Origin of the sequence: Streptomyces niveiscabiei (assembly GCF_033794345.1) — a bacterium.
GTDB lineage: Bacteria > Actinomycetota > Actinomycetes > Streptomycetales > Streptomycetaceae > Streptomyces > Streptomyces niveiscabiei.
On sequence record NZ_JARAYJ010000035.1, the window covers coordinates 1 to 22,381 of the forward strand.

19 protein-coding genes, 1 tRNA gene and 2 pseudogenes are annotated in these 22,381 nt (G+C 69.7%); 8 read left to right on the forward strand and 14 right to left on the reverse strand.

Translation table 11 applies throughout. The annotated features are described in order from the left end of the window. The 7 genes and pseudogenes from PV682_RS34355 to PV682_RS34385 all read right to left on the reverse strand — a co-directional run. Positions 1–171: pseudogene (locus tag PV682_RS34355) on the reverse strand (protein-L-isoaspartate(D-aspartate) O-methyltransferase); the annotation flags it as partial. A gap of 257 nt (positions 172–428) precedes the next feature. Then, the gene (locus PV682_RS34360) at positions 429–620 is read right to left on the reverse strand and encodes a hypothetical protein (RefSeq protein WP_319735672.1); all 192 of its coding nucleotides are present in this window, start codon (positions 618–620) and stop codon (positions 429–431) included. Positions 621–1,128: 508 nt separating this feature from the next. After that, positions 1,129–1,962 (reverse strand): helix-turn-helix domain-containing protein, encoded by an 834-nt coding sequence (locus tag PV682_RS34365; RefSeq protein WP_319735673.1) that lies wholly within the window; start codon positions 1,960–1,962, stop codon positions 1,129–1,131. Next, positions 1,959–2,480, reverse strand: a complete 522-nt coding sequence (locus PV682_RS34370; RefSeq protein ID WP_319735674.1) for a DUF6879 family protein — start codon at positions 2,478–2,480, stop codon at positions 1,959–1,961. The genes PV682_RS34365 and PV682_RS34370 overlap by 4 nt, the downstream gene beginning before the upstream one ends. Next, a pseudogene (locus PV682_RS34375) lies at positions 2,464–2,671 on the reverse strand (hypothetical protein). Before PV682_RS34375 ends, PV682_RS34370 begins: the two are co-directional and overlap by 17 nt. A gap of 245 nt (positions 2,672–2,916) precedes the next feature. Next, positions 2,917–4,590, reverse strand: coding sequence for a fumarate hydratase (locus PV682_RS34380; RefSeq protein WP_319735675.1), 1,674 nt, complete (start codon positions 4,588–4,590; stop codon positions 2,917–2,919). Between the two features lie 64 nt (positions 4,591–4,654). Next, entirely contained in the window at positions 4,655–5,713 is a 1,059-nt protein-coding gene (locus tag PV682_RS34385) for a zinc ribbon domain-containing protein (protein WP_319735676.1), read from the reverse strand. Positions 5,714–6,393: 680 nt separating this feature from the next. On the opposite strand from PV682_RS34385, the gene PV682_RS34390 reads away from it, so the two are divergent. Together PV682_RS34390 and PV682_RS34395 are read left to right on the forward strand one after the other, a co-directional pair. Further along, positions 6,394–7,092 (forward strand): DUF1707 SHOCT-like domain-containing protein, encoded by a 699-nt coding sequence (locus PV682_RS34390; RefSeq protein WP_319735677.1) that lies wholly within the window; start codon positions 6,394–6,396, stop codon positions 7,090–7,092. A gap of 128 nt (positions 7,093–7,220) precedes the next feature. Then, entirely contained in the window at positions 7,221–7,595 is a 375-nt protein-coding gene (locus PV682_RS34395) for a WhiB family transcriptional regulator (protein WP_319735678.1), read from the forward strand. A gap of 90 nt (positions 7,596–7,685) precedes the next feature. Here PV682_RS34395 and PV682_RS34400 read toward each other — a convergent pair. Further along, a tRNA-Leu gene (locus PV682_RS34400) sits at positions 7,686–7,760 on the reverse strand. A gap of 182 nt (positions 7,761–7,942) precedes the next feature. On the opposite strand from PV682_RS34400, the gene PV682_RS34405 reads away from it, so the two are divergent. From PV682_RS34405 to PV682_RS34415, 3 genes are all read left to right on the forward strand, one after another. Next, positions 7,943–9,328: a class II fumarate hydratase gene (locus PV682_RS34405; protein WP_319735679.1), complete on the forward strand. Its 1,386-nt coding sequence runs from the start codon at positions 7,943–7,945 to the stop codon at positions 9,326–9,328. A gap of 82 nt (positions 9,329–9,410) precedes the next feature. Next, complete coding sequence (gene fomD / locus PV682_RS34410; RefSeq protein ID WP_407705789.1) at positions 9,411–10,115, forward strand: cytidylyl-2-hydroxypropylphosphonate hydrolase; 705 nt, start codon at positions 9,411–9,413, stop codon at positions 10,113–10,115. Positions 10,116–10,414: 299 nt separating this feature from the next. Next, complete coding sequence (locus PV682_RS34415; protein ID WP_319735680.1) at positions 10,415–12,439, forward strand: SpoIIE family protein phosphatase; 2,025 nt, start codon at positions 10,415–10,417, stop codon at positions 12,437–12,439. A gap of 51 nt (positions 12,440–12,490) precedes the next feature. On the opposite strand, the gene PV682_RS34420 is transcribed toward PV682_RS34415, so the two are convergent. Continuing rightward, positions 12,491–14,878, reverse strand: a complete 2,388-nt coding sequence (locus PV682_RS34420; RefSeq protein WP_319735681.1) for a transglycosylase domain-containing protein — start codon at positions 14,876–14,878, stop codon at positions 12,491–12,493. Positions 14,879–15,124: 246 nt separating this feature from the next. On the opposite strand from PV682_RS34420, the gene PV682_RS34425 reads away from it, so the two are divergent. Both PV682_RS34425 and PV682_RS34430 read left to right on the forward strand, forming a co-directional pair. Next, a complete protein-coding gene (locus PV682_RS34425; RefSeq protein WP_319735682.1) occupies positions 15,125–16,033 on the forward strand; it encodes an SPFH domain-containing protein in 909 nt (302 codons plus the stop codon). Further along, on the forward strand, positions 15,979–16,266 hold the full coding sequence (locus PV682_RS34430; RefSeq protein WP_407705794.1) for a hypothetical protein: 288 nt from the start codon (positions 15,979–15,981) through the stop codon (positions 16,264–16,266). Before PV682_RS34425 ends, PV682_RS34430 begins: the two co-directional genes overlap by 55 nt. Positions 16,267–16,329: 63 nt before the next feature. Here the strand turns inward: PV682_RS34430 and PV682_RS34435 are convergent, their stop codons facing one another. Together PV682_RS34435 and PV682_RS34440 are read right to left on the reverse strand one after the other, a co-directional pair. Next, positions 16,330–16,863, reverse strand: coding sequence for an alkyl hydroperoxide reductase (locus PV682_RS34435; protein ID WP_319735684.1), 534 nt, complete (start codon positions 16,861–16,863; stop codon positions 16,330–16,332). A 2-nt stretch (positions 16,864–16,865) separates the two neighbouring features. Then, positions 16,866–17,420, reverse strand: coding sequence for a peroxiredoxin (locus PV682_RS34440; protein ID WP_319735685.1), 555 nt, complete (start codon positions 17,418–17,420; stop codon positions 16,866–16,868). Between the two features lie 114 nt (positions 17,421–17,534). On the opposite strand from PV682_RS34440, the gene PV682_RS34445 reads away from it, so the two are divergent. Beyond that, positions 17,535–18,503, forward strand: coding sequence for a LysR substrate-binding domain-containing protein (locus PV682_RS34445; RefSeq protein ID WP_319735686.1), 969 nt, complete (start codon positions 17,535–17,537; stop codon positions 18,501–18,503). A gap of 134 nt (positions 18,504–18,637) precedes the next feature. Here the strand turns inward: PV682_RS34445 and PV682_RS34450 are convergent, their stop codons facing one another. The 3 genes from PV682_RS34450 to PV682_RS34460 all read right to left on the reverse strand — a co-directional run bounded on the left by PV682_RS34450 (position 18,638) and on the right by PV682_RS34460 (position 22,285). Beyond that, positions 18,638–21,013, reverse strand: a complete 2,376-nt coding sequence (locus PV682_RS34450; RefSeq protein ID WP_319735687.1) for an ABC transporter permease — start codon at positions 21,011–21,013, stop codon at positions 18,638–18,640. Continuing rightward, positions 21,010–21,699: an ABC transporter ATP-binding protein gene (locus tag PV682_RS34455; protein ID WP_319735688.1), complete on the reverse strand. Its 690-nt coding sequence runs from the start codon at positions 21,697–21,699 to the stop codon at positions 21,010–21,012. The genes PV682_RS34450 and PV682_RS34455 overlap by 4 nt, the downstream gene beginning before the upstream one ends. A gap of 61 nt (positions 21,700–21,760) precedes the next feature. Further along, positions 21,761–22,285 (reverse strand): PadR family transcriptional regulator, encoded by a 525-nt coding sequence (locus tag PV682_RS34460; protein ID WP_109361341.1) that lies wholly within the window; start codon positions 22,283–22,285, stop codon positions 21,761–21,763. Between the last annotated feature and the right edge of the window lie 96 nt (positions 22,286–22,381).

The window sequence follows — 22,381 nt, forward strand, 5'->3', positions numbered from 1 at the left end:
AACGCTCTGCCCGGTCTCCATGTCGAACGGCCAGATGAGTTCCGGGAGGAACGGCGCGCGGGGCACGGCGGCGAACGAGGGCGCCCAGTCCGAGGACAGAGCACCCCCTGACATGAGGACACGCCCCAGCTCTTCCCAGCCGGGGCGCTCCTGGTGTGCGTGGTCAGTCACTCAACAGCCCTACTTCTTAGGCGGGTTGGGGACACCGGGATCACCGTCCGGGATAGGCGGGGCGGGCGGACCGGGCCAGGGTTCGCCGGGCAGGCACTCATGCGACACAGGTAGTGCGCCACCCCTTCCGAATAATTCTCTTCAGGAATCCGGAAGAGGTGGAGAACAAGGGGACGGGAAGCCCCGGGCCACAATCCACGCCACGACCAAAACCCATACGGCCGCAGCGAGGACAACCACGACGGTGCACGCGGTCCTCACGCGAGTTCCAGCGTGGACGGCCGCGCCTCCCACTCAATACCGCCGCCTTCGGGCCGGACCCATGCCACAAGTTCCGGTTTCCGGTACGCGGGAAGCATCTTCTCGTCCACATCCTCATAGACGGCCTGAAGGATGCCCGTGCGTACGCCGTCCGTGACCGGCTTCCCGATGTGCTCGACGGTGACCATCAGTGGCCCCTCTCAGGCTTGCAATCTGGGCAGTCCTCGTACGGGCAGGGGGTGAAAGTCGGCATTGGGAGTTCGATCTTCCCCGTGGCTTCGTCGAGCCAGCCGCCGTACGCGGTCCACCAATCCACCCTGGCCGCTGCTTCAGGCTCTTCGGAACCGTCCAGAAGCCGAACCGACTGAGGGAGGCCAAGGGCGCTCACGCGGGCGTTCCTGCCCGGGGTCATCAGGACGCCCTCTTGGGGCACTTGACGTGCCGGTGCAGAGTCAAGGGTGTGTCGGACGCCCGATCGATGGCCCCGCGCCGTACCGGCTCATCCTGACTGAGCGGTCTCAGACAGGCGGAGCATTTCTGTCCGACGGGCGGGTACGTCGTGTACTCCCACCGTCCCGCGTCTGCCGATGCTGCCGCACTCATCCCGTGGCCTTTCCCCTCGACTCCCTCTCGTCTCGGTAATGGTGCCGGGGTGCGTGCATCGGCATGAGTTTTATTCGCGTTGTTGGTTAAAGATCATGAACGGCAGGATGCCGACCACTCAGAGAGCTTCACCCTGGCCCCTTCCCCGAACAGTGCGCAGCCTTCATAAGTGGAGAATTCTTCGGCGTAGGTCCGTATGTCCCTCGGGTCGCGAAATACCATGACGCCAGTTGATAGCTCTGCCGTAGCCAACTTGTCGTCGTAAATGGTGAAGGTGTTCAGTGAGCAGCCCGGCAACTGGACATCGAGAGGGATCACCCTGAGACGTACGTTCGGCAGATATGTCAGTGATGTCAGCCGGTCAAGCTGAACTGCCATTGCATCGGAAGGCAGGAACGGGGAGCGTGCCGCCTGCTCGGTCAGAATAAACGTGAAACTCTTCGATCGGTCGTAGAGCACTTCCTGTCTTTCCAGTTTCTTCGCAACAGCCTTACTGCGGTCTCCGGGAATATGGGCGAGGCTGGCTCGAATATACTCTGGCGTCGAAAGCAGAGCAGTGATCATTGAAAGAAGAAAAAATCGGAACTCTGTAGAAGACGCTTCGAGTCCCGCCAACTCCCGCTGTTTCTTATCGAGTCCTTTTCTGCGGAGTCCTCTCGCATCCTGCCATTCGGTGTTGGCCCTGCGGGCAAGCGAGGCCACCTCTTCCACCACTTCGGGTGATGCGTCGAGAGCGGCCAAAAGGGTCTCGATATCGAGGAGACTCGGTCGCGCCTTGCCGTTCTCAATACGGCTCACCTTCGACTGAGACATGTTGCACCGCGCGGCCAGCCGATCCCCGGAGAGACCGGCCGCCTTGCGTAGGTCTCGGAGCGTGGTTCCCAAATCCTGCCAGGACTGGCCCAACTCCTCGGGCTCGAACGTCACCCCGTCACGCGCTCCGCGTATTCGAGGTAGGGTACTGAATCGGCTACGGCGATTCGCTGGTACTCGATGAACGGGGCAAGGTCACCCTCGTACAGTTCCCGGCCGATCTGTGTTCCGTCCTCTTCATAGTGCATGAGGACGACTGTCGAGCGATCGAACATCCAGAAGTCTTGAATCTCTGGAAGGGGGTTCTCCCGCTCAGTCACATCGAGGATTCGAATGTCTTCCCCGACAGGGGCCTGATGGCGGTAGTAACGCTCGAACTCGAAACGCAGGTAGTCGGAGAGCGGTCGAGTCAAGATGTGCACTCTCCCGACGCTTCCCCCAGATGCCTTACGCTGCCGGATCATCTCCGTCCATGAATCCTCGTACGGCCCTGGGAATCGCTCTCCCGCCATGAACCGCGAGAACTCCTCGGCCTCTTGCGGAACGCGGTAAACAGGCAGGGTTTCCAGTCGCCACGCTTCCGTGTGGAACTCTCGGAACTTGGCCTGCCAGTCGTCACCATCCAAGAACACGAAACGCCTCCCGAAGTACGCTCTCCGGAATCTCCACAAGCCCCTCCCCATCCGGGGGGAGTGAACCCGTTGAACATGTCGCCCTGCACTACGAACGATCCCTTCTCGGTGCGGTACACATTCGGGCAGTCCCCCTGTCCGCACTCGCCGTTGCCGTTTCCGGTGAGTCGAGTCAGTCCCTCGCGTGCCATTGCGGAACCCCCCTGATTCGTGGCCCCGGTTGGGCCGTCGAGTACGAAGGCACGAGGGGCTGTGTCAGAGCTTCTATGCGTACACGCGACTATGCGCGTTGTTGCATAAAGCCGGTCCGGGCAAGGTGTGGCTCCCGCCCAGTCTCAGCGTGCCCCGACGCGGCAACAGGGGTTCCCCAGCCGGAAGCAACAGAGCCCCCCGACGCCACGCCGGAGGGCTCTGAACGGGCCTGCTTGAGACTGCGTCAGCCGAGCCCAGGCCCCCGTACCGGAATCGTCGTGAACGTAGGCGCGGGCGCCGGGTCCTGGAAGAAGTCGTTGCCCTTGTCGTCGACGACGATGAACGCGGGGAAATCCTCGACCTCGATCTTCCAGACCGCCTCCATGCCGAGTTCCTCGTACTCGACGACCTCGACCTTCTTGATGCAGTCCTGGGCGAGGCGGGCGGCGGGGCCGCCGATGGAGCCGAGGTAGAAGCCGCCGTGGGTGTCGCAGGCGGCGGTGACCTGCTGGGAGCGGTTGCCCTTGGCGAGCATGACCTTGGAGCCGCCGGCGGCCTGGAACTGTTCGACGTAGGAGTCCATGCGCCCGGCGGTGGTGGGGCCGAAGGAGCCGGAGGCGTAGCCCTCGGGGGTCTTGGCCGGGCCGGCGTAGTAGACGGGGTGGTCCTTCAGGTACTGCGGCATCTCCTCGCCCGCGTCGAGCCGCTCCTTGATCTTCGCGTGGGCGATGTCGCGGGCGACGACCAGGGGGCCCGACAGGGAGAGCCGCGTCTTCACCGGGTACTTGGTCAGCTCGGCGAGGATGTCGTCCATCGGCTGGTTGAGGTCGATGCGGACGACGTCGTCCTCGTCGGCGGAGAGGTGCTCGTCGGTGGTGTCGGGCAGGAAGCGCGCCGGGTCGGTCTCCAGCTGCTCCAGGAAGACGCCCTCGGCGGTGATCTTCGCGACGGCCTGCCGGTCGGCGGAGCAGGAGACGGCGATGGCGACGGGGCAGGAGGCGCCGTGGCGCGGGAGGCGGACGACGCGGACGTCGTGGCAGAAGTACTTGCCGCCGAACTGCGCGCCGATGCCGATCTTCTGGGTGAGCTCGAAGACCTTCTCCTCCAGCTCCTTGTCCCGGAAGCCGTGCCCGAGCGCGGAGCCCTCGGTGGGGGCCTCGTCGAGGTAGTGCGCGGAGGCGTACTTCGCGGTCTTGAGGGCGTACTCGGCGGACGTGCCGCCGACGACGATCGCGAGGTGGTACGGCGGGCAGGCGGCCGTACCGAGCGAGCGGATCTTCTCCTCCAGGAACTTCATCATGGAGGCCTCGTTCAGGACGGCCTTGGTCTCCTGGTAGAGGAAGGACTTGTTGGCGGAGCCGCCGCCCTTGGCCATGAAGAGGAACTTGTAGGCGCCGCCGTCGGTGGCGTACAGCTCGATCTGCGCGGGGAGGTTGGAGCCGGTGTTCTTCTCCTCCCACATGGTGAGGGGGGCCATCTGGGAGTAGCGCAGGTTGAGGTTCAGGTACGCGTCGTAGATGCCGCGGCTGAGGGCCTCCTCGTCGCCCCCGCGCGTGAGGACGTTCTGGCCGCGCTTGCCCATGACGATCGCCGTGCCGGTGTCCTGGCACATGGGCAGGACGCCCGCCGCCGCGATGTTCGCGTTCTTGAGGAGGTCGAGGGCGACGAACTTGTCGTTGGAGGACGCCTCGGGGTCGTCGACGATCCGGCGCAGCTGCGCGAGGTGCGCGGGGCGCAGGTAGTGCTGGATGTCGTGGATGGCCTCCTCGGCGAGCTTGCGCAGCGCCTCGGGCTCGACCTGGAGGAACGTGCGCCCGTCCGGCCCCTCGACGGTGGAGACGCCTTCGGAGGTCACCAGCCGGTAGGGGGTGGTGTCCTCTCCCAGGGGGAGCAGATCGGTGTACGCGAACTCAGGCATCGACGCCCATTCCTCACTTGATGGTCTGCGGCGGGCCGCCATTGGCAAGCGCTCACCAACGTCTCTAATCAGCTAAGCGATCGTATGTGATCCACGAGTCGCGGGATCGGTCGGATCGTTTCCCATCGTGGCACCCAGTGCTGTCCTGTGTGACCGGTGTCGGCCGGTGTCGGCCGGTGGTGGGTGTGCTGATCGTCGTCACGTCCTGGTGCCGGTGGGCTGCGCGGGGCAGTTTCCTCCGGTCCGTCGGTGCGTGTCCCTCCGGACGCTTGCCCGCCTGGCCCGAAGGCCGGGTGGGGGAGGGTGCCCTGCGTCGCCTGGGCGCGGGGCGTGCAGTCGAGTGCCGGGTGGGGCCGGTCTTCGACCGGTCCTTCCGGCGGATCGTGGGGGTGGTCGGGGTGACCACGGCCAGGGCTTCGAGGCTGTCGACGGCCGACCGGATGACGAGGGTGTTGCTGCCCCTGTCGGTGAGGGCTCTGGTCTGGTGGGTGAGGCCGCGTGCGGCGATGCGGCGCCAGGCTCCGTGGTCGCGGTCGCCCTGCCGGCCGCAGCCGGGGCAGAGGGCCCGTTTCCAGCCCGGAACACGTGGCCGGTCGGGGGCTTTGCGGTGCCGCAGCGGGGTCAGACAGCGCGGGCACAGCTGGGAGGTGTCGCGGGCCGGGACGGTGACCACGGCCATCCCGGCCTCGGCGGCCAGATGCCGCACCCGGTCGGTGATCCGGCCGCGTATCTGCTGGGAGAGCCGGGTGTTCATGGTCCGGTCCATGCCCCGGGCCTCCATCGAGCGCAGGTCTTCGACGTGGATGACGCTCGCCCCGGCGGCAATCGCCTGGTCGACCGCCCAGCGGGCCGCCGACCACGCCAGAGCCTCGTTGAGATTCGAGCGGCGTGCGGACACGTGCCGGATCTCGTCGGCCAGGACGGTGTGCCGGACGGTCAGCGGATGCCGGTCGTCGCCGCCGGTGAGCCGCTGGTAGTGGTCGGCCTTGGTGTGCGGGTTCTCCGACAGGCGCCGCAGCCGGTGCTGCTTGGCGAGGACTCCGGCGGCCCGGAACTGCGCCCCCGCGCCGAGTCCGGTGATCCGCCCGTCCGGGTGGAGGCGTACGGCACCTGCGCTCAGCAACGTGTTCAGCCCTCAGTCCACGCCCAAGGCGATCGTGTGTCCGGTGCGAGTGGTCTTCGGGACGGCGTGCGTGTGGGCGAGGTCGGCACGTACGCGGCCCTGGTGGACCCGGAACGGCACGCGCTGGGACCGTCGGCGGCAGCGCGATCGGGCAGGCCACCCACGTCCAGTCCCGGTACGAGACGGGGGCGGGGCGGGTGGGGAGCTGGAGGCGCAGGAGGGCGTGGCCGGGGTGGTCGGTGCGTTCGATGGCGGCCTGCTGTCCGTCGCACGCCGACAGCGGCAGCATCCGTGCGGTGCGGTGCGGGAGTTCGAGTGCGAACACGCCCGCCGGGAGCCGCCTCACGCACCGCATCCCACCCGGCAGCGGTACGCCGGGCCGGATCAGCGGGCCACGTGGCCAGGACACCGGCGGTCGGACCGGCACGCCAGGCCGCCGACCGCAGCATCCGTCCGGCCTGTTCCTGCGCCATCCGCACGATCCGGTCGTTGACCCGCACATCGGTCGCACGGGTGCCGGTCACAGACGCGGCACCACCAGACAGCGGATCACTGCGGTTTCCCAAGGAGGCCGGTGAACCTGGCCACTGACAACGCCCAAGTGAAGCAAGGCTTAGTTCGATGATAATGAAAATCCCGTAGGGGTGTCGCGATCTATCGTGTTTCGCTACGCTGCTGTCGTGGACCTTCAGAAGCACACGCCGCCACAGACCGCGCCGCCACAGCCCGCCCCGGCCCCCACCGACCTGCGCGCCTCCGACGCCGACCGCGACCGCGTCGCCGACATCCTCCGTGACGCCCTGGCCGAGGGCCGCCTCACGGCCGACGAGCACGCCGAGCGCGTCGAGGGCGTGCTCGCCGCGAAGACGGTCGGCGAGCTGGAGGTGTTCGTCCAGGACCTCCCGGCCCCCGGCCAGGGCCGTACGGCGCCCCCGCCCCGCCCGGCGGGCCCCGCGCTCCCGGCCGACCCGGACGACAACATCGTCGCCGTCTTCAGCAGCGCCACCCGGCGCGGGCGCTGGCGCGCGGGGCGCCGTATCCACGCGTACGCGGTCTTCGGCAGCGTGGAGATCGACCTCAGCGAGGCCCTGTTCGAGTACCAGCAGGTCGTCGTCAAGGCGTACGCGGTGTTCGGCAGCGTCGAGGTCCGCGTCCCGGAGAACGTCTCGCTGCGCGGGAACGGCGGCGGCATCCTCGGCAGCTTCGAGGTCGACACGATGGACTCCGGCGAGCCGAACGCGCCGGTGGTGCATCTGGACGGCTGGGCGGTGCTCGGCAGCGTGGAGGGCAGACCCCGGCGCGGGCGCCTCGTCGCGGACATTCTCGATCGGGTTCAGCGCAAGGTGGATCGCGGTTTGCACAAGCATCTGGACCGTTGACGCTCGTGAAGGGGTGTGAAACCCGCGGTTCGGAACTCAGTGCATAGGTGCGCGTACAGCGGGTAGGGCTTGCTGCATCGCCTCTCGCAATCGTCTCTCGCTCGCGAAGCCGTCGTCAGGAGTAGACCGTGCTGCAACCGCCGCATTCGTCCCTGGTAGCTGCCGTTCCGGCCCAGCGGGTGCCCGTGCGGGACCAAGACGCCCCATGGCATACGGAGGCGGTGTGCCGTCGCGACGAGGCCGGACTGTTCTTCGCCCCCTCCAAGGAGCCCACCGCGGCCCGCCTCTCCCGTGAGGAGGCCGCCAAGCGCGTCTGCGCCCGCTGTCCGGTCATGGTCCAGTGCCGCGAGCACGCGCTGCTCCAGCCGGAGCCGTACGGCGTCTGGGGCGGGCTGACGGCGGCCGAGCGCCGCGTGGTCCTCGCGCGCAGGCGCCGCAGGGAGCTGGAGCTGAAGAAGGCGGCCCGGGCGGCCGACAACACCAGGGTCGCGCAGGCGGGTTGACGCCGGGAACCGGCGCCCTCCCCGGACGGACGTACCGGCGGAGGGCGCTTCTCGCTGCCCCGGGGGAAGAACCCGGGGGAAGAAATAGGGGGCGGGGCGGCCGGATTCGAACCGGCGTCCTCCGAGATGCTGTCGCGGCGCATTACCTCTGTGCTACGACCCCGCCTTGGAGACAAGGTTACGGGGGCGGCGGGGGCCGGCGCACGGGAATAACGGGGCGGCGGGCGTGGAGACGGCCGAGCACCGCTCCCGGCCCTGCCCGGCACCGTTCCTGTCCCGGCTCACCGGATCGAGTGAACGTTCGCCGCTCCAGGAACAAGTGAGCGACCCCGTTCGCTGTACGGGACATGAGCGACTACCGCATCGAGCACGACTCCATGGGCGAGGTCAGAGTCCCGGCGCACGCGAAGTGGCGGGCCCAGACGCAGCGGGCCGTGGAGAACTTCCCGGTGTCCGGGCAGCGGATCGAGCGCGCGCACATCGAGGCGCTGGCGCGGATCAAGGGGGCCGCGGCGAAGGTCAACGCCGAGCTCAAGGTGCTGGACGCGGACATCGCGGAGGCGATCCAGGGGGCGGCGCGGGAGGTCGCCGAGGGGAAGTGGGACGAGCACTTCCCGGTGGACGTGTTCCAGACGGGGTCGGGGACGTCGTCGAACATGAACACGAACGAGGTGATCGCGACGCTGGCGACGGAGCGCCTCGGCAAGGACGTGCACCCCAACGACCATGTGAACGCCTCGCAGTCGTCGAACGACGTCTTCCCCTCGTCGATCCACATCGCGGCGACGGCGGCGGTCACGCACGACCTGATCCCGGCCCTTGAGCACCTCGCGGCGTCCCTGACCCGCAAGTCCCAGGAGTTCGCGGACGTCGTCAAGTCGGGGCGCACGCACCTGATGGACGCGACCCCGGTCACGCTGGGACAGGAGTTCGGGGGGTACGCCGCACAGGTGACGTACGGCGTCGAGCGCCTGCGCGCCTCGCTCCCCCGGCTCGCCGAGCTCCCCCTCGGCGGCACGGCGGTGGGCACCGGCATCAACACCCCGCCCGGCTTCTCGGCGGCGGTGATCGCGGAGGTGGCCCGGGCGACGGGCCTGCCCCTCACGGAGGCCCGCGACCACTTCGAGGCGCAGGGCGCGCGGGACGGCATCGTCGAGACCAGCGGGCAGCTCAGGACGATCGCGGTCGGCCTCACGAAGATCGCCAACGACCTGCGCTGGATGGCGTCGGGCCCGCGCACGGGCCTCGCGGAGATCTCGCTGCCCGACCTCCAGCCGGGCTCCTCGATCATGCCGGGCAAGGTCAACCCGGTGATCCCGGAAGCGGTGCTGATGGTCGCGGCGCAGGTCACGGGCAACGACGCGACGGTCGCGGCGGCGGGCGCGGCCGGCAACTTCGAGCTGAACGTGATGCTTCCGGTGATCGCGAAGAACGTCCTGGAGTCGGTCCGTCTCCTCGCGAACGTCTCGCGCCTGCTCGCGGACCGCACGGTCGACGGCATCGTCGCGCACCGCGAACGCGCGCGCGAGTACGCCGAGTCGTCCCCGTCGGTGGTGACGCCGCTCAACAAGTACATCGGGTACGAGGAGGCCGCGAAGGTCGCCAAGAAGGCCCTCGCGGAGCGGAAGACGATCAGGCAGGTGGTCGTCGAGGGCGGGTACGTGGAGAGGGGGGACCTGACGGTCGAGCAGCTCGACGAGGCGCTGGATGTCCTGCGGATGACACACCCGTAACCAGCGGTGACGCGTCTTTAAGTTCGCGAGAACCCTGACCGAAGCCACAGCGCTGCTTGGCCCGGGCACCTAATATCTGGTCATGGCAGACGAGGGAGCGGTGAGCGGCGTGAACGGTTCGGTGACGGGCGGGTCCCCGCCGGTCCGCTGGGCACCGGGCACCCCCATCCTGTGGCGCTACCGGGCGAACGGCGCGGAGGACTTCCACATCGCCCGCCCCGTCACCGTCGTCCGGGACGACGCCGACCTCCTCGCGGTCTGGCTCGCGCCCGGCACGGAGTGCGTGAAGCCGGGCCTCGCGGACGGCACCCCGGTGCACCAGGAGCCGCTGGAGACGCGGTACACGAAGCCCCGTACGGTCCAGCGGGGCCGCTGGTCCGGGACCGGCGTCCTGAAGCTCGCGCGCCCCGGCGAACCCTGGTCGGTGTGGCTGTTCTGGCAGCCGGGCTGGCAGTTCAAGAACTGGTACGTCAATCTGGAGGAGCCGCTGGCCCGTTGGGCGGGCGGCGTGGACTCCGAGGATCACTTCCTCGACATCTGCGTACATCCGGACCGGAGTTGGGAATGGCTCGACGAGGACGAGTTCGCGCAGGCGCAGCGGGTCGGGCTGATGGACGCCGGGCAGGCCGCGCGGGTGCGCGCGGCGGGGCGCGCCGCGGCGGAGGTGATCCGCGCCTGGGGGGCGCCGTACCGGGACGGCTGGGAGAACTGGCGCCCGGATCCGTCCTGGAACGTCCCCGTTCTGCCGCGGGACTGGGACCGTACCCCCATGCATGCTTCACCATGAGACCCTTGATGCGCCCCGGGACGGCAACCGTAGGATCGTCGTCCGGAAGGGCAGTGCGGCAGTAACTCCCGGAGCAGACACCAGGTCTGACCGAACGTCACCGAGGGGCGGCAGGACGTGAGCGAGGGGTACGAGGGCAACACCGGTACGGGCGGCGGCCAGTCGTCCCCCGGGGAGTCGGAAACAGCCTCCGGTCACGCCGGTTTCCCGTTCCGCGGAGACGTATTCCGGGTATCGGATTTTCTGCGGGACCGACTGCGCGTACGGCGCGCAGCCCCGGACGGACGGATTCGACACGCGTGACGGAGCACCCGACCTCCTTCGAACGCCCTCAGGGCGCCGACCCCGCGGATCCCCGCGGGGCGCTCCTGCGTTCCCCGGCGCTCACGCCGGGCACCGCGGCACTGGAGACACCGCCGTACGACACGGGCGGTGACGGCAAAGGCGACATGGGCAAGGATCCCGAGCACTCACAGCCGGTGGCCGCCGAACCCGACGCGCACCGCCCCCGCCCCGCGCCGGAGTCCATCCCCGCGCAGCCGGGCGGCGAGGTGCCGCAGGAGCGGCGCAAGGGCGGGGGCCTGCCGCCGGGCCAGCCGACGCCGATGCGGCGCGACGGGGACCGGCTCAGGTTCGTCGGCGCGGCCACCCGGCGCATCGCGCGGGGCATCGACCTCGACGAGATCGTGATGGGCCTGTGCCGGGCGACCGTGCCGACGTTCTCCGACGCGATCCTCGTCTACCTGCGCGACCCGCTGCCGGTCGGCGACGAACGCCCCACCGGGCCCCTGGTGCTGCGCCTGCGCCGCACCGACCGCATCCCCGAGGAGCGCGACTCGGAGGCCGGGTTCATCATCCCGGCGCCGCTGCCCGAGCCGCCGGAGATCTCCGAACTGTCGTCCGCGATCGCCGAGTTGTGCGAGGTGCGGCAGGGCGGGGCGCTCGCCGAGGTGCTGCGCGGGGTGCGGCCGGTGTTCGCGGACGCGCCCGCCGCGCGCGCCGCGCTGCCGGAACTCCTCGGCGAGGACAGCCAGTTGGTCGTCCCCGGCGGCCAGCGCGCGATCCTCGCCCCGCTGCGCGGCCGGCGCCGGGTGATCGGCGCGACCGTCTTCATCCGCCGCGCCGACCGCTTCCCCTTCGAGCCGGACGACCTCCTGGTCGCCGCCCAGCTCGCCACGCACAGCGCGCTCGGCATCGACAAGGCGGTCCTGTACGGCCGCGAGGCGTACATCGCGGACGAGTTGCAGCGCACGATGCTCCCCGAGCACCTCCCGCGCCCCACGGGCGTGCGCCTCGCCTCCCGCTACCTCCCCGCCGCCGAGACGGCCCGCGTCGGCGGCGACTGGTACGACGCGATCCCGCTGCCCGGCAGCCGCGTCGCCCTCGTCGTCGGCGACGTCATGGGCCACTCGATGACGTCCGCCGCGATCATGGGCCAGCTCCGGACGACGGCCCAGACGCTGGCCGGGCTCGACCTGCCGCCCCAGGAGGTCCTGCACCACCTCGACGAGCAGGCCCAGCGGCTCGGCCAGGACCGCATGGCGACCTGCCTCTACGCGGTGTACGACCCGGTGTCGCACCGCATCACCGTCGCCAACGCGGGCCATCCGCCGCCCGTCCTGCTGCACCTCGGCGGCCGGGCCGAGGTCCTCAAGGTGCCGCCGAACGCGCCCATCGGAGTCGGGGGAGTCGACTTCGAGGCCGTCGAGCTGGACGCACCGGCCGGCGGGACGCTGCTCCTGTACACCGACGGGCTCGTGGAGTCCCGGCTGCGGGACGTCTGGACGGGGATAGAGGCCCTGCGCGAGAAGCTCGCCGCGACCGCGCAGCTGACCGGGCCCGACCATCCGCCGCCGCTCGAAGCGCTGTGCGACGAGGTGCTCGACATGCTCGGTCCCGGTGACCGGGACGACGACATCGCGCTGCTCGCCGCGCGGTTCGACGGGATCGCGCCCAGTGATGTCGCGTACTGGTTCCTGGAGCCGGAGGACGCGGCACCCGGCCGTGCGCGGCGGCTCGCGCGGAGGGCTCTGGCGCGCTGGGGACTTGAGGAACTCAGCGATTCCGTCGAGCTGTTGGTGAGCGAGGTCGTCACCAACGCCGTGCGGTACGCCTCCCGGCCGGTGACGCTGAGGCTGCTGCGGACCGACGTCCTGCGCTGCGAAGTCGGGGACGACGTACCGCAGTTGCCCCGGTTGCGGAACGCGCGCGCGACCGACGAGGGCGGGCGGGGTCTGTACCTCGTCAACAAGCTGGCGCGGCGGTGGGGGGCTACACGGCTCTCCACCGGCAAGGTCGTCTGGTTCGAGCTCAACCGGAGCTGAAGAACGCGGGGCGCCCGGCACTTTCTTCAAGTGCCGGGCGCCTTCCGTCTGTTACTGGCCTTCTCTCGGTTCGAACGGGTTCCCCCCGCCCGTCCCCAGCGTGTCCCCGCCCGTCGGTGTCGGGGTCGGGGTCGGCGTGGGAGTCGGGGTCGGAGTCGGCGTCGGGGACGAGGACTTCGAGGGCGACGGCGACGGCGACGAGGACTTCGAGGGCGACGGGGACGGCGACGGCGAGTTCGAAGGCTGCGGCGACGGGCTCGGCGACGGCGTGGCCGTGACCGTCGGCTGGACGGCCGCGCCCTGCGTGGTCTTCAGGTCGAACTTGGAGACCTTGGAGGAGACCCCGAACGTGTAGTCGGCCCAGATCTGCGCCGGGTAACCACCACCGTTGATACGGCCCTTGCCGGGGATGAGCCCGGTCGCGCCGGTCAGGGTGACCTGCGGGTGCGGCGGCTTCGCGGACTCGCCGAAGAGGCCGACCGACGTCACCAGGTCCGGCGTATAGGCCGTGAACCAGGCGGACTTGTTGTCGTCGGACGTACCCGTCTTGCCCGCGACCTTCTGCCCGTCGCGGTTGGGGTTGTCCCGTACGGACGTCTTGGCCGTACCGTCGTCGACCACGCCGGTCAGGACGGAGGTGACCGTGTCGGCGGCCTCGCGGGTGATGACCTGTTCGCCGATCGGGTTCGGCTTGATGGTCATCGTGGAGGACTCGGCCTCCTCGATGATCGCCGGGGTGACCTTCTTGCCGTGGTTGTCGAGGGTGGCGTAGACGCCGGCCATCTGGAGCGGGCTCGCGCCCATCGTGCCGAGGGTCTGCGCGGGGACGGCCTTGAGGTCGGTGGTGTCCATGCCCAGCGCCTTGGCCGTCTCCATCACCTTGTCCATGCCGACGTCCACACCGAGCTGGGCGAACACGGAGTTGATGGACTTGTTCATCGCCGTCTGGATGGTGACCGGGCCGTAGTCCTCGTCGTCCTCGTTCTCCGGCGCGAAGCCGATCGCGCTGCCGACGACGGGACGCTTGCTGGTGCCGTCGTAGATGGAGTTCACGTTGATCGTGTCGCCGTCCTGGGTCTTCGCGTCGTGCGCGAGGGCGGCGGCGAGGATGACGGGCTTGAAGGTGGACGCCGGCTGGTAGTCGGTGCGGGTCGCGTTGTTGAGGTAGTGCTCCAGGTAGTCCGTGCCGCCGTACATCGCGACGACCTTGCCGGTCTTCGGGTCGACGGACGCGGCCCCGGCCTGGACGTCGCCGTCCACGGAGCGTTTCTTCGGGTCGAGCTTGCTGGTGAGCTGCTCCTTGACGGACGCTTCGAGGGCCGCCTGCTTCTTCTTGTCGATGTTGAGGGTGATGGTCCAGCCGCCCCGGGTGACCAGGGCGTCGGCCTCGGACCTGCTGGCGGCCCGGCCGGTGGCGACGAGCTGCCGGGAGAGTTCCTTCTTCGCCGCGTCGACGAGGTAGCCGACCTGGCCCTTGTTGCCTGCGGCCGGCTTGGGGTCGAGCGGGATGGGGAACTTCATGGCGTCGCGCTTGGTCTTGTCCAGCCACTTCTGGCCGACCATGTTGTCCAGGACGTAGTTCCAGCGGGCCTGCACGAGCTTCTTGCCGGTCGGGGTGGCCGCCGCCCAGTCGTACTGGCTGGGGGCCTGGAGGAGGGCGGCGAGGTAGGCGCCCTGTTCGACGGAGAGGCGGTCGGCGTCGACGTGGTAGTACGCCTGGGCTGCGGCCTGGATGCCGTACGCGCCACGGCCGTAGTAGCTGGTGTTGATGTACCCCTCCAGGATGTAGTCCTTGGACTTCTGGCGGTCGAGCTTCAGGGAGATGACGATCTCCTGGAGCTTGCGGGTGACCGTCTGTTCCTGGGTGAGGTAGTAGTTCTTGACGTACTGCTGGGTGATGGTCGAGCCGCCCTGCGCGCCGCGCCCGGCGACGGTGTTGAGGATGCCTCGGGCGGTGCCCTTCAGGTCGATGCCGGAGTCCTGGTAGAAGGTCTTGTTCTCGGCGGCGACGAAGGTGCGCTGGACGTCCTTGGGGATCTTGGAGAGGGCGACGTTCTCGCGGTTGAGGTCGCCGTCGCGGGCGAGGACCGTGCCGTCGCTGTAGCGGATGACGTTGCTCTGCTTCAGCGCGTCGGCGTTCCCCTCCGGGATCCCGATCATCATGTACGCGGCGATGAAGGCGCCGATGGTGAGGAGGCACAGGCCGAGGAACGTCCCCAGGATCTTCTTCCAGGTGAACATCCTGCGTATGAGGCTGCGGCCGTCCTTTTTCTTACCGCTTTTTTGCGCCGCGCGGCGCGCCGCCGCACGACCGCCGGGTATCGGCTCCGGGGCGGCGCCCGCCGGTATCGGCGCCTCCGGACCCCGCTCCGAGCGTTCTTTGGGCGCCGCGCGGCGGCCACCGCGCTGTCGCGCACGTCTGTCGTCCGCTCGTCCCATGAGTCCGCTCGCTCCGCTTCCGTCTCGGCAGGTCAGCTCAGAAAACTAACATCGCTCTCTATGACAAAGGTCCGCCGATGCGGACTCTTACGGGCGTGATACTGAGCACCCGGACACAACGGCCCCCGGGATCACACCCGTTCCTCCCCAACGTTTTCGACGCTTCCGTACGCCCAAGGGTTGCCGCGAGCCAAAAAAGTGATATCACTTAGCTAGACCAACGCTAGTGACCTCGGGGGACAACCCATGACTGAACAGACCATGACGGACAATCCGGTACGAGAGTTCCCGGCGCACAGCGTCGGCGGCGGGCTCGCCCTGTCGCTCGGGCTGCTGGGACTGTTCGGCGGCATCGGTACGGCGGTCTCGGCGGCCGGCGTCACGGCCGTCGCCGCCAAGGCCGTACTCGTCGCCGGCGGCATCGTCATCGCCGTCGCCGCGCTCTTCACGCTCTGCGGGCTGAACATGATCGCGCCGGGCGAGGCCCGCGTCGTGCAGCTCTTCGGCCGGTACCGGGGGACGCTGCGGGACGACGGGCTGCGGTGGGTGAACCCGTTCTCCTCCCGGGCCAAGATCTCGACGCGGGTGCGCAACCACGAGACGCCCGTGCTGAAGGTCAACGACGCGTACGGCAACCCCATCGAGCTGGCCGCCGTCGTCGTGTGGCGGGTCGAGGACACCGCGCAGGCCAGCTTCGAGGTCGACAACTACCAGGAGTTCGTCTCCACGCAGACCGAGGCGGCCGTCCGGCACATCGCCATCGAGTACCCCTACGACGCCCACGACGAGGGCGGCCTCTCGCTGCGCGGCAACGCCGAGGAGATCACCGAGAAGCTCGCCGTCGAACTGCGCGAGCGCGTCGACACCGCCGGCGTCCAGATCATCGAGTCGCGCTTCACGCATCTCGCGTACGCTCCTGAGATCGCCTCCGCGATGCTTCAGCGGCAGCAGGCGGGCGCGGTCGTCGCGGCCCGGCGTGAGATCGTCGACGGCGCGGTGGGCATGGTGGAGGCGGCGCTGGCCCGCATCACCGAGCAGGACATCGTGGAACTCGACAACGAGCGCAAGGCGGCGATGGTGTCCAACCTGATGGTGGTCCTCTGCGGGGACCGCGCGCCCCAGCCCGTCCTCAACACCGGGACCCTCTACCAGTGACCTCCCCCTCTCCCGGCGAGCGCCGGCCGCAGCGCAAGCAGGTTCTGCTGCGGCTGGACCCGTCCGTCTACGACGCGCTGGCCCGCTGGGCCGGTGACGAACTGCGGTCCGCCAACGCGCAGATCGAGTTCCTGCTGCGCAAGGCGTTGCAGGAGGCGGGGAGGCTGCCGGGGGGTGCGGGGCCGCTGCCGCGGCGGGGGAGGCCGCCGGGGTCGTCGGGCGGGCGGGAGTAGCGGCTCCGCCACCCCGGACGCGCACGACGGCGGCCCCGCTCGGCAGGGCCACCGTACGCGTGTTCAGTCGCCGAGGATCTCTTCCGCCTCCAGCGTGACGCCGACCGCCTGGATCACCGAGGCGATCTTGAACGCCTCCTGGACCACCTCGCGGCCGACTCCCGCCTTGCGCAGGACCTGTTCGTGGGAGTCGAGGCACAGCCCGCAGCCGTTGACCGCCGACACCGCGAACGACCACAGCTCGAAGTCGGCCTTCTCGACGCCGGGGTTGCCGATGACGTTCATGCGCAGGCCCGCGCGGAGGTTGCCGTACTCGTGGTCGGAGAGCAGGTGCCGGGTGCGGTAGAAGACGTTGTTCATCGCCATGACCGCAGCCGCCGACTTCGCCGCGCGATACGCCTCAGGCGACAGCATCTCCCGTGCGTCCGGGGCGAGTTCGCGCAGGACGATGGGTGAGCGGGAGGCGATGGCCGTCGCCAGGACCGTACCCCACAGCTGCTGCGGCGGGAGTTCGGAGTTGGCGACGACCGAACTCAGGTTGAGGCGGAGGTCCTTGGCGTAGTCGGGTATGCGGGACTTGAGGGTGTCGAGGCTCAACGTCACTCACCCGCCAGGAGCTTGGCCGGGTCGAGGGTCGCCTCGCCCTGGGTCCAGTTGCAGGGGCACAGCTCGTCGGTCTGGAGGGCGTCCAGCACGCGCAGCACCTCCTTGGGGTTCCGGCCGACGGACCCGGCGGTGACCATCGTGAACTGGATCTCCTTGTTGGGGTCCACGATGAAGACCGCGCGCTGGGCGAAGCCGTCCTCGCCCTCGATGCCGAGGTCGCGCATCAGCTCGTGCTTGGAGTCCGCGAGCATCGGGAACGGCAGGTCGCGCAGGTCGGCGTGGTCCTTGCGCCAGGCGTGGTGGACGAACTCGGAGTCGCCGGAGAAGCCGAGGATCTGGGCGTCACGGTCGGCGAAGTCGTCGTTGAGCTTGCCGAACGCGGCGATCTCGGTGGGGCACACGAAGGTGAAGTCCTTGGGCCACGCGAAGACGACCAGCCACTTTCCCTCGTACGACTTGTGGTGGATCGTCTCGAACTCCCTGCCCTTCTCCAGCGAGACACAGGCGGTCAGTTCGAACTCGGGGAACTTGTCACCGACAGTGAGCATGAGCGCTCCTTGTAGCGAGAGGGTCGAGAGGGTCGGACGACGCAGATGCTTGCACAAGGTGCATTAATTAGGGAAATAGCTACACTCGGGAGTGTTGATCGGAGGTGGCTATCAGTGACCGTGGGTAATGCCGGGGCCAGAAGGCGCCAGCCCAGTCTGGCCCAGCTGAGGGCGTTCGCCGCAGTCGCCGAGCACCTGCACTTCCGGGACGCGGCGGCGGCGATCGGCATGAGCCAGCCCGCGCTGTCGGGGGCGGTGGCCGCGCTGGAGGAGGCCCTGGGGGTGACGCTCCTGGAGCGGACGACGCGCAAGGTGCTGCTCTCCCCGGCGGGCGAGCGCATCGCGGTGCGGGCGCGGGCGGTGCTCACGGAGGTCGGGTCGCTCCTCGACGAGGCGGACGCGGTCCGGGCGCCGTTCACGGGGGCGCTGCGCCTCGGGGTGATCCCGACCGTCGCGCCGTACCTGCTCCCCACGGTCATCGACCTGGTGCACGGCCGCTACCCGGCCCTCGACCTCCAGGTCCACGAGGAGCAGACGGCGAGCCTCCTGGACGGCCTCACGACGGGCCGCCTGGACCTGCTGCTGCTCGCGGTCCCGCTGGGCGTGCCCGGCGTCGTCGAACTCCCGCTGTTCGACGAGGACTTCGTCCTGGTGACCCCGCTGGACCACCCCCTCGGCGGCCAGCAGGACGTCCCCCGCGAGAAGTTGAAGGAGCTGAACCTCCTCCTCCTGGACGAGGGCCACTGCCTGCGGGACCAGGCCCTCGACATCTGCCGCGAGGTCGGCCGGGGCGACACCCCGGTCACGACGACGGCCGCCGGCCTCTCCACCCTCGTCCAGCTCGTCGCGGGCGGCCTCGGCTGCACGCTGCTGCCGGGTACGGCGGTGGCGGTGGAGACGGCGCGCAATCCGTACCTGCGGGTGTCGGCGTTCGCGGCTCCGGCGCCCTCGCGGCGCATCGCCCTCGTGACGCGGACCGGGGCCGCGCGGGCGGGCGAGTACCGCGAACTGGCGGCGGCGTTGCGGGAGTCGCTGCGGCCGTTGCCGGTGCGGACGGTCGGGGCGGCCAGGACTGTGCCATGAACAGCTTGCCGTAAAAGGGAATCGGGCGAGCAGGCCCCCCGGCCCGCTCGCCCGAGGGCGGCCCCTGTTTCCCCACGCCGCCCCGTACCGGTCCCCCGTGGCCCGCCCAAGGTGCCCACGGGGAACCGGAGTCGCTACTCCGTGCGCAGTCCGTCCGGCCGCAGCAGCCGCAGCAGCGGCGGCAGGCTGAGCAGCGTCACCACCAGGACGACCCCCGCCGCGATCCCGGTCATCGTGAAGACGCCGGACCAGTCGACGTGGATGCGTTCGCCGGTCATGCCGAGCAGGATCGCGCCGAGCGCGATGCCGATGCCGGCGGCGAGGACCAGGCCGAGGGCGATCGGGACCGCCGTCTGCCACAGGACGGACAGCGACAGGGTCCGGCGCCGGGTGCCGAAGGCCACCAGCGCGGAGAGCAACTTCCGCCGCTCACGCAGCTGTTCGAGCTGCGAGACCAGCAGGCTCGCGCCGATCAGGCCGAGGACGCAGGTCGCGCCGACCAGGAGCCCCGTACGGATCTTGTCGTACTCCTCGGACACCTTGCTGCTGTGCCACATCATCGGGTCGGACGCCGGGTCGAGGCGCGCCGCCGTGTTGCGGACCAGGTCGGCCGCGTCCGGGACGGAGTCGTCGAGGGTGATGTAGACGCTGCCCCAGGCGGTCTTCGCCATCTCCTTCGGCATGGCCTTCGGCGTGATCAGCACCCCGTAGTGCCGGTCCCCGGTGGGGTCGTCGATGGGCTGCGCGGGCTTCAGGACCGCCGGTACGGTCCACGCCGCCTGCTTCCTGCCCTCGTCGTCCACACTGAAGTAGACGGGCCGGCCGGCCTTGAGGAGGCCCTCGTCCTTGGCGCCCACCTCGTCGTCGGAGCTCTCGTAGGTGCCGTCCTCCCTCGCGACCCGGAAGACGTCCCCGTCGGTGCAGGACGGCAGTTGGGCGACCTCCTTCAGGCTCGCGCAGTTCCCGAGCGTCACCCGGACGTAACGGCCGCCCCCGTTCTCGGAGTTGAAGTACGCCCGGTCGCCGACGTAGGTCGTGGCGAACCCGGCGGCCTGCTTCACGCCCTTCGTCCGGTCGAACGCGGCCTCGTAGCCGACGAGTTGGTCGAACTGCGCCGACACCTGCATCGCCGCGCGGGTCGTGTCCTGCCCGGTGTCCTCGGTGTAGTCGCCGCTCACCCCGGTGAACAGCATCTGGAGCGCGATCGCGCCGGCCACCGCGACAGCGACCCCGTTGACCATCCTCGCCGCCAGACCGCTGCTCAACTGGAGCCGCCGTACGGCCAGTTGCCAGGCCACCCCGCCCGAGCCGAGCCGGGCGACGGCCGTCTCGACCAGCCACGGCAGCAGCGCGGTCACGCCGACCAGCAGCAGGAGGACGCCGGTGACGACGAGGTACTCGTTGAAGGTGCCGCCGCTGCGGCCCTGGCCGATCATCGGGAAGAGCAGCCCGGCCCCGGCGACCGGCAGCAGCAGCCGCCACCACAGGCGGCGCCGCGAGGGGCGCGCCGTACGCACCACGCCGAGCGGTTCGATGACGACGCCGCGCAGCGTGAACAGGGTGACCCCGACGGCCGCCGCGGGCACCGCGACGACCACGAGCAGGGTCAGCAGCGGCGAGGGCGCCAGGTCGCGGGACTGCACGCTGATCTCCATCAGCTCGACCTGGCCCGCGAGTTGACGGCCTATCAGGAAGAGCACGGCGCCGACCCCGAGCCCGAGGAGCGCCCCCGCGAGCGCCTCGCCGGCCGCGATCCGCCGCGTCATCAGCCCGTCCGAGCCTACGAGCCGCAGCGCCGCGAGCCGTTTGTCGCGCCGCTCGCCGCCGATGCGGACGGCCGCCGAGACGAACACGCCGACGGGCACGAGCAGGACGACGATCACGATGACCGTGAGCAGGACGAGGATCGGGTCGGGCGCGTCCGGCGACTGCGGCTTGTCGGCCCTGCCCCACTTGTCCAGCCGTATGACCTGCCTCTGCCGGTCCTGCTTGTCGAGCCCCGGCAGGGTCAGGTAGTACGACAACTCCTGCGAACCGACGATGCCCTGGTCACCGATCGTCCCCGCGATCTCGTACGGCAGCCGCTCGCGCAGCAGCTTGCCGGAGCCGGAGTCCAGGAGCTCCTTCAGCTTCGGCGAGACGACCATCGTGCCGGCCTTCGGGTACTCCTTCACGCCGGGCGGCAGCGGGGCGCGCGGGCCCTCCGGCTCGACCAGGCGTCCGCGCACCGACTTCTCGCGGAACGTCGTGTCGGCGCGGATCACCAGGACCGTGTTGTCGCCCTTCTTCGGCGCGGTCTCGGAGTTGTACGACCAGTCCGAGCGGGCCTCGTCCCGCGCGTCGCGTGCGCTCAGCGCGTGCGGGACCGCCGCGGCGAGCAGCAGCAGCGCCACGCCCAGGCCCACGCCCGCGGCCGTCAGCAGCGCCCTCGACCAGCCCTCGCGGCCCCCGGCGAACGCGAACCGCATCCCCATGGCGAGGTCCCGGGACCATGATCTCGCCTTGTTCATACGACGCGCTCCATGTCCCTCGACCGGCCGTCCCGGACGACGATCTCGCGGTCCGAGTAGGCGGCGACCCGTGCCTCGTGGGTGACCAGGACGACCGCGGCGCCCGTCGTGCGGGCCGCCTCCGTCAGCAGCTCCATCACGCGCTCACCGTTCAGGGAGTCCAGCGCGCCGGTCGGCTCGTCCGCGAACAGGACACGCGGGCTCGTCACCAACGCCCTTGCCACCGCGACGCGTTGGCCCTGGCCGCCGGAGATCTCACCGGGGCGCTTGCGGGACAGGTCGTCCACCTCAAGGCGCTCCATCCAGCCCAGCGCCGTCTTCTCGGCGGCCCTGCGGGACGTGCCGTTCAGCCGCAGCGGCAGGGCGACGTTCTCCACGCACGTCAACTCCGGTACGAGCTGGCCGAACTGGAACACGAACCCGAACTCCGAGCGGCGCAGCGCGCTTCTGCGGGCGTCGTTCATCGTCGCCATCTCCTGGCCGTCGTACATGATCGACCCCGAGTCGGGCGTCACGATCCCCGCGAGGCAGTGCAGCAGCGTCGACTTCCCCGACCCCGAGGGCCCCATCACGGCGACGACCTCACCGGGGTGGATGGAGAACTCGGCGCCGTCCAGCGCCATGGTGGGGCCGTACGCCTTGCGGAGATCCTCCGCGGCGAGGAGGGAACCGGCGGGAGCGGTCACGGGGCCACCGTCCTTGGTATCGGGGTCGGATGAATGGTCGGGGTCGGCCGGGCGGTCGGGGTCATCGGGTCACTGCCTCGCGGAGTTTCTCCAGCCTCGCGGCGGTGAGTTCGAGCCAGCGCAGGTCCGCTTCCAGGTGGAACAGGGCGTGGTCGCAGACGAGTTGGTCCGCGAGGTCGCCCTTGCGCTTGCGGTCGGTCAGGATGCGCATGCTGCGCAGGTGCTCCGAGCGCTGCGTGTCGAGGATGTCGGCCGCGTCGCGGTTGGTCAGCAGCGCGAGGACGACCTTCGTGTACAGCGTCGACTGGAGGTACGGCTCCGGCTTCTCCGGCGTCGCCAGCCACCGCTCGACGTCCGTGACGCCGGCGCCGGTGATCGCGTACCGCTTCCGCTCGGGGCCGTCGCCGGCCTCGATGCCGTCGACCTCCACGAGGCCGTTCTTCAGCAGCCGCGACATCGTCGAGTAGACCTGGCCGTAGTGCAGCGGCCGGTCGTGACCGAACTTCTCGTCGAACGCCCGCTTCAGGTCGTAACCGTGACGGGGTCCGGACTCCAGGAGTCCCAGGAGGGTGTGACCGATGGACATAGGGAGGACTGTACATGCGGTGTATACGTGGTGTGTATACGCGGAGTGTGTAGGCCCTGACCTGCGGTTTGTTCCCGCAGGTCAGGGCCGATTGTC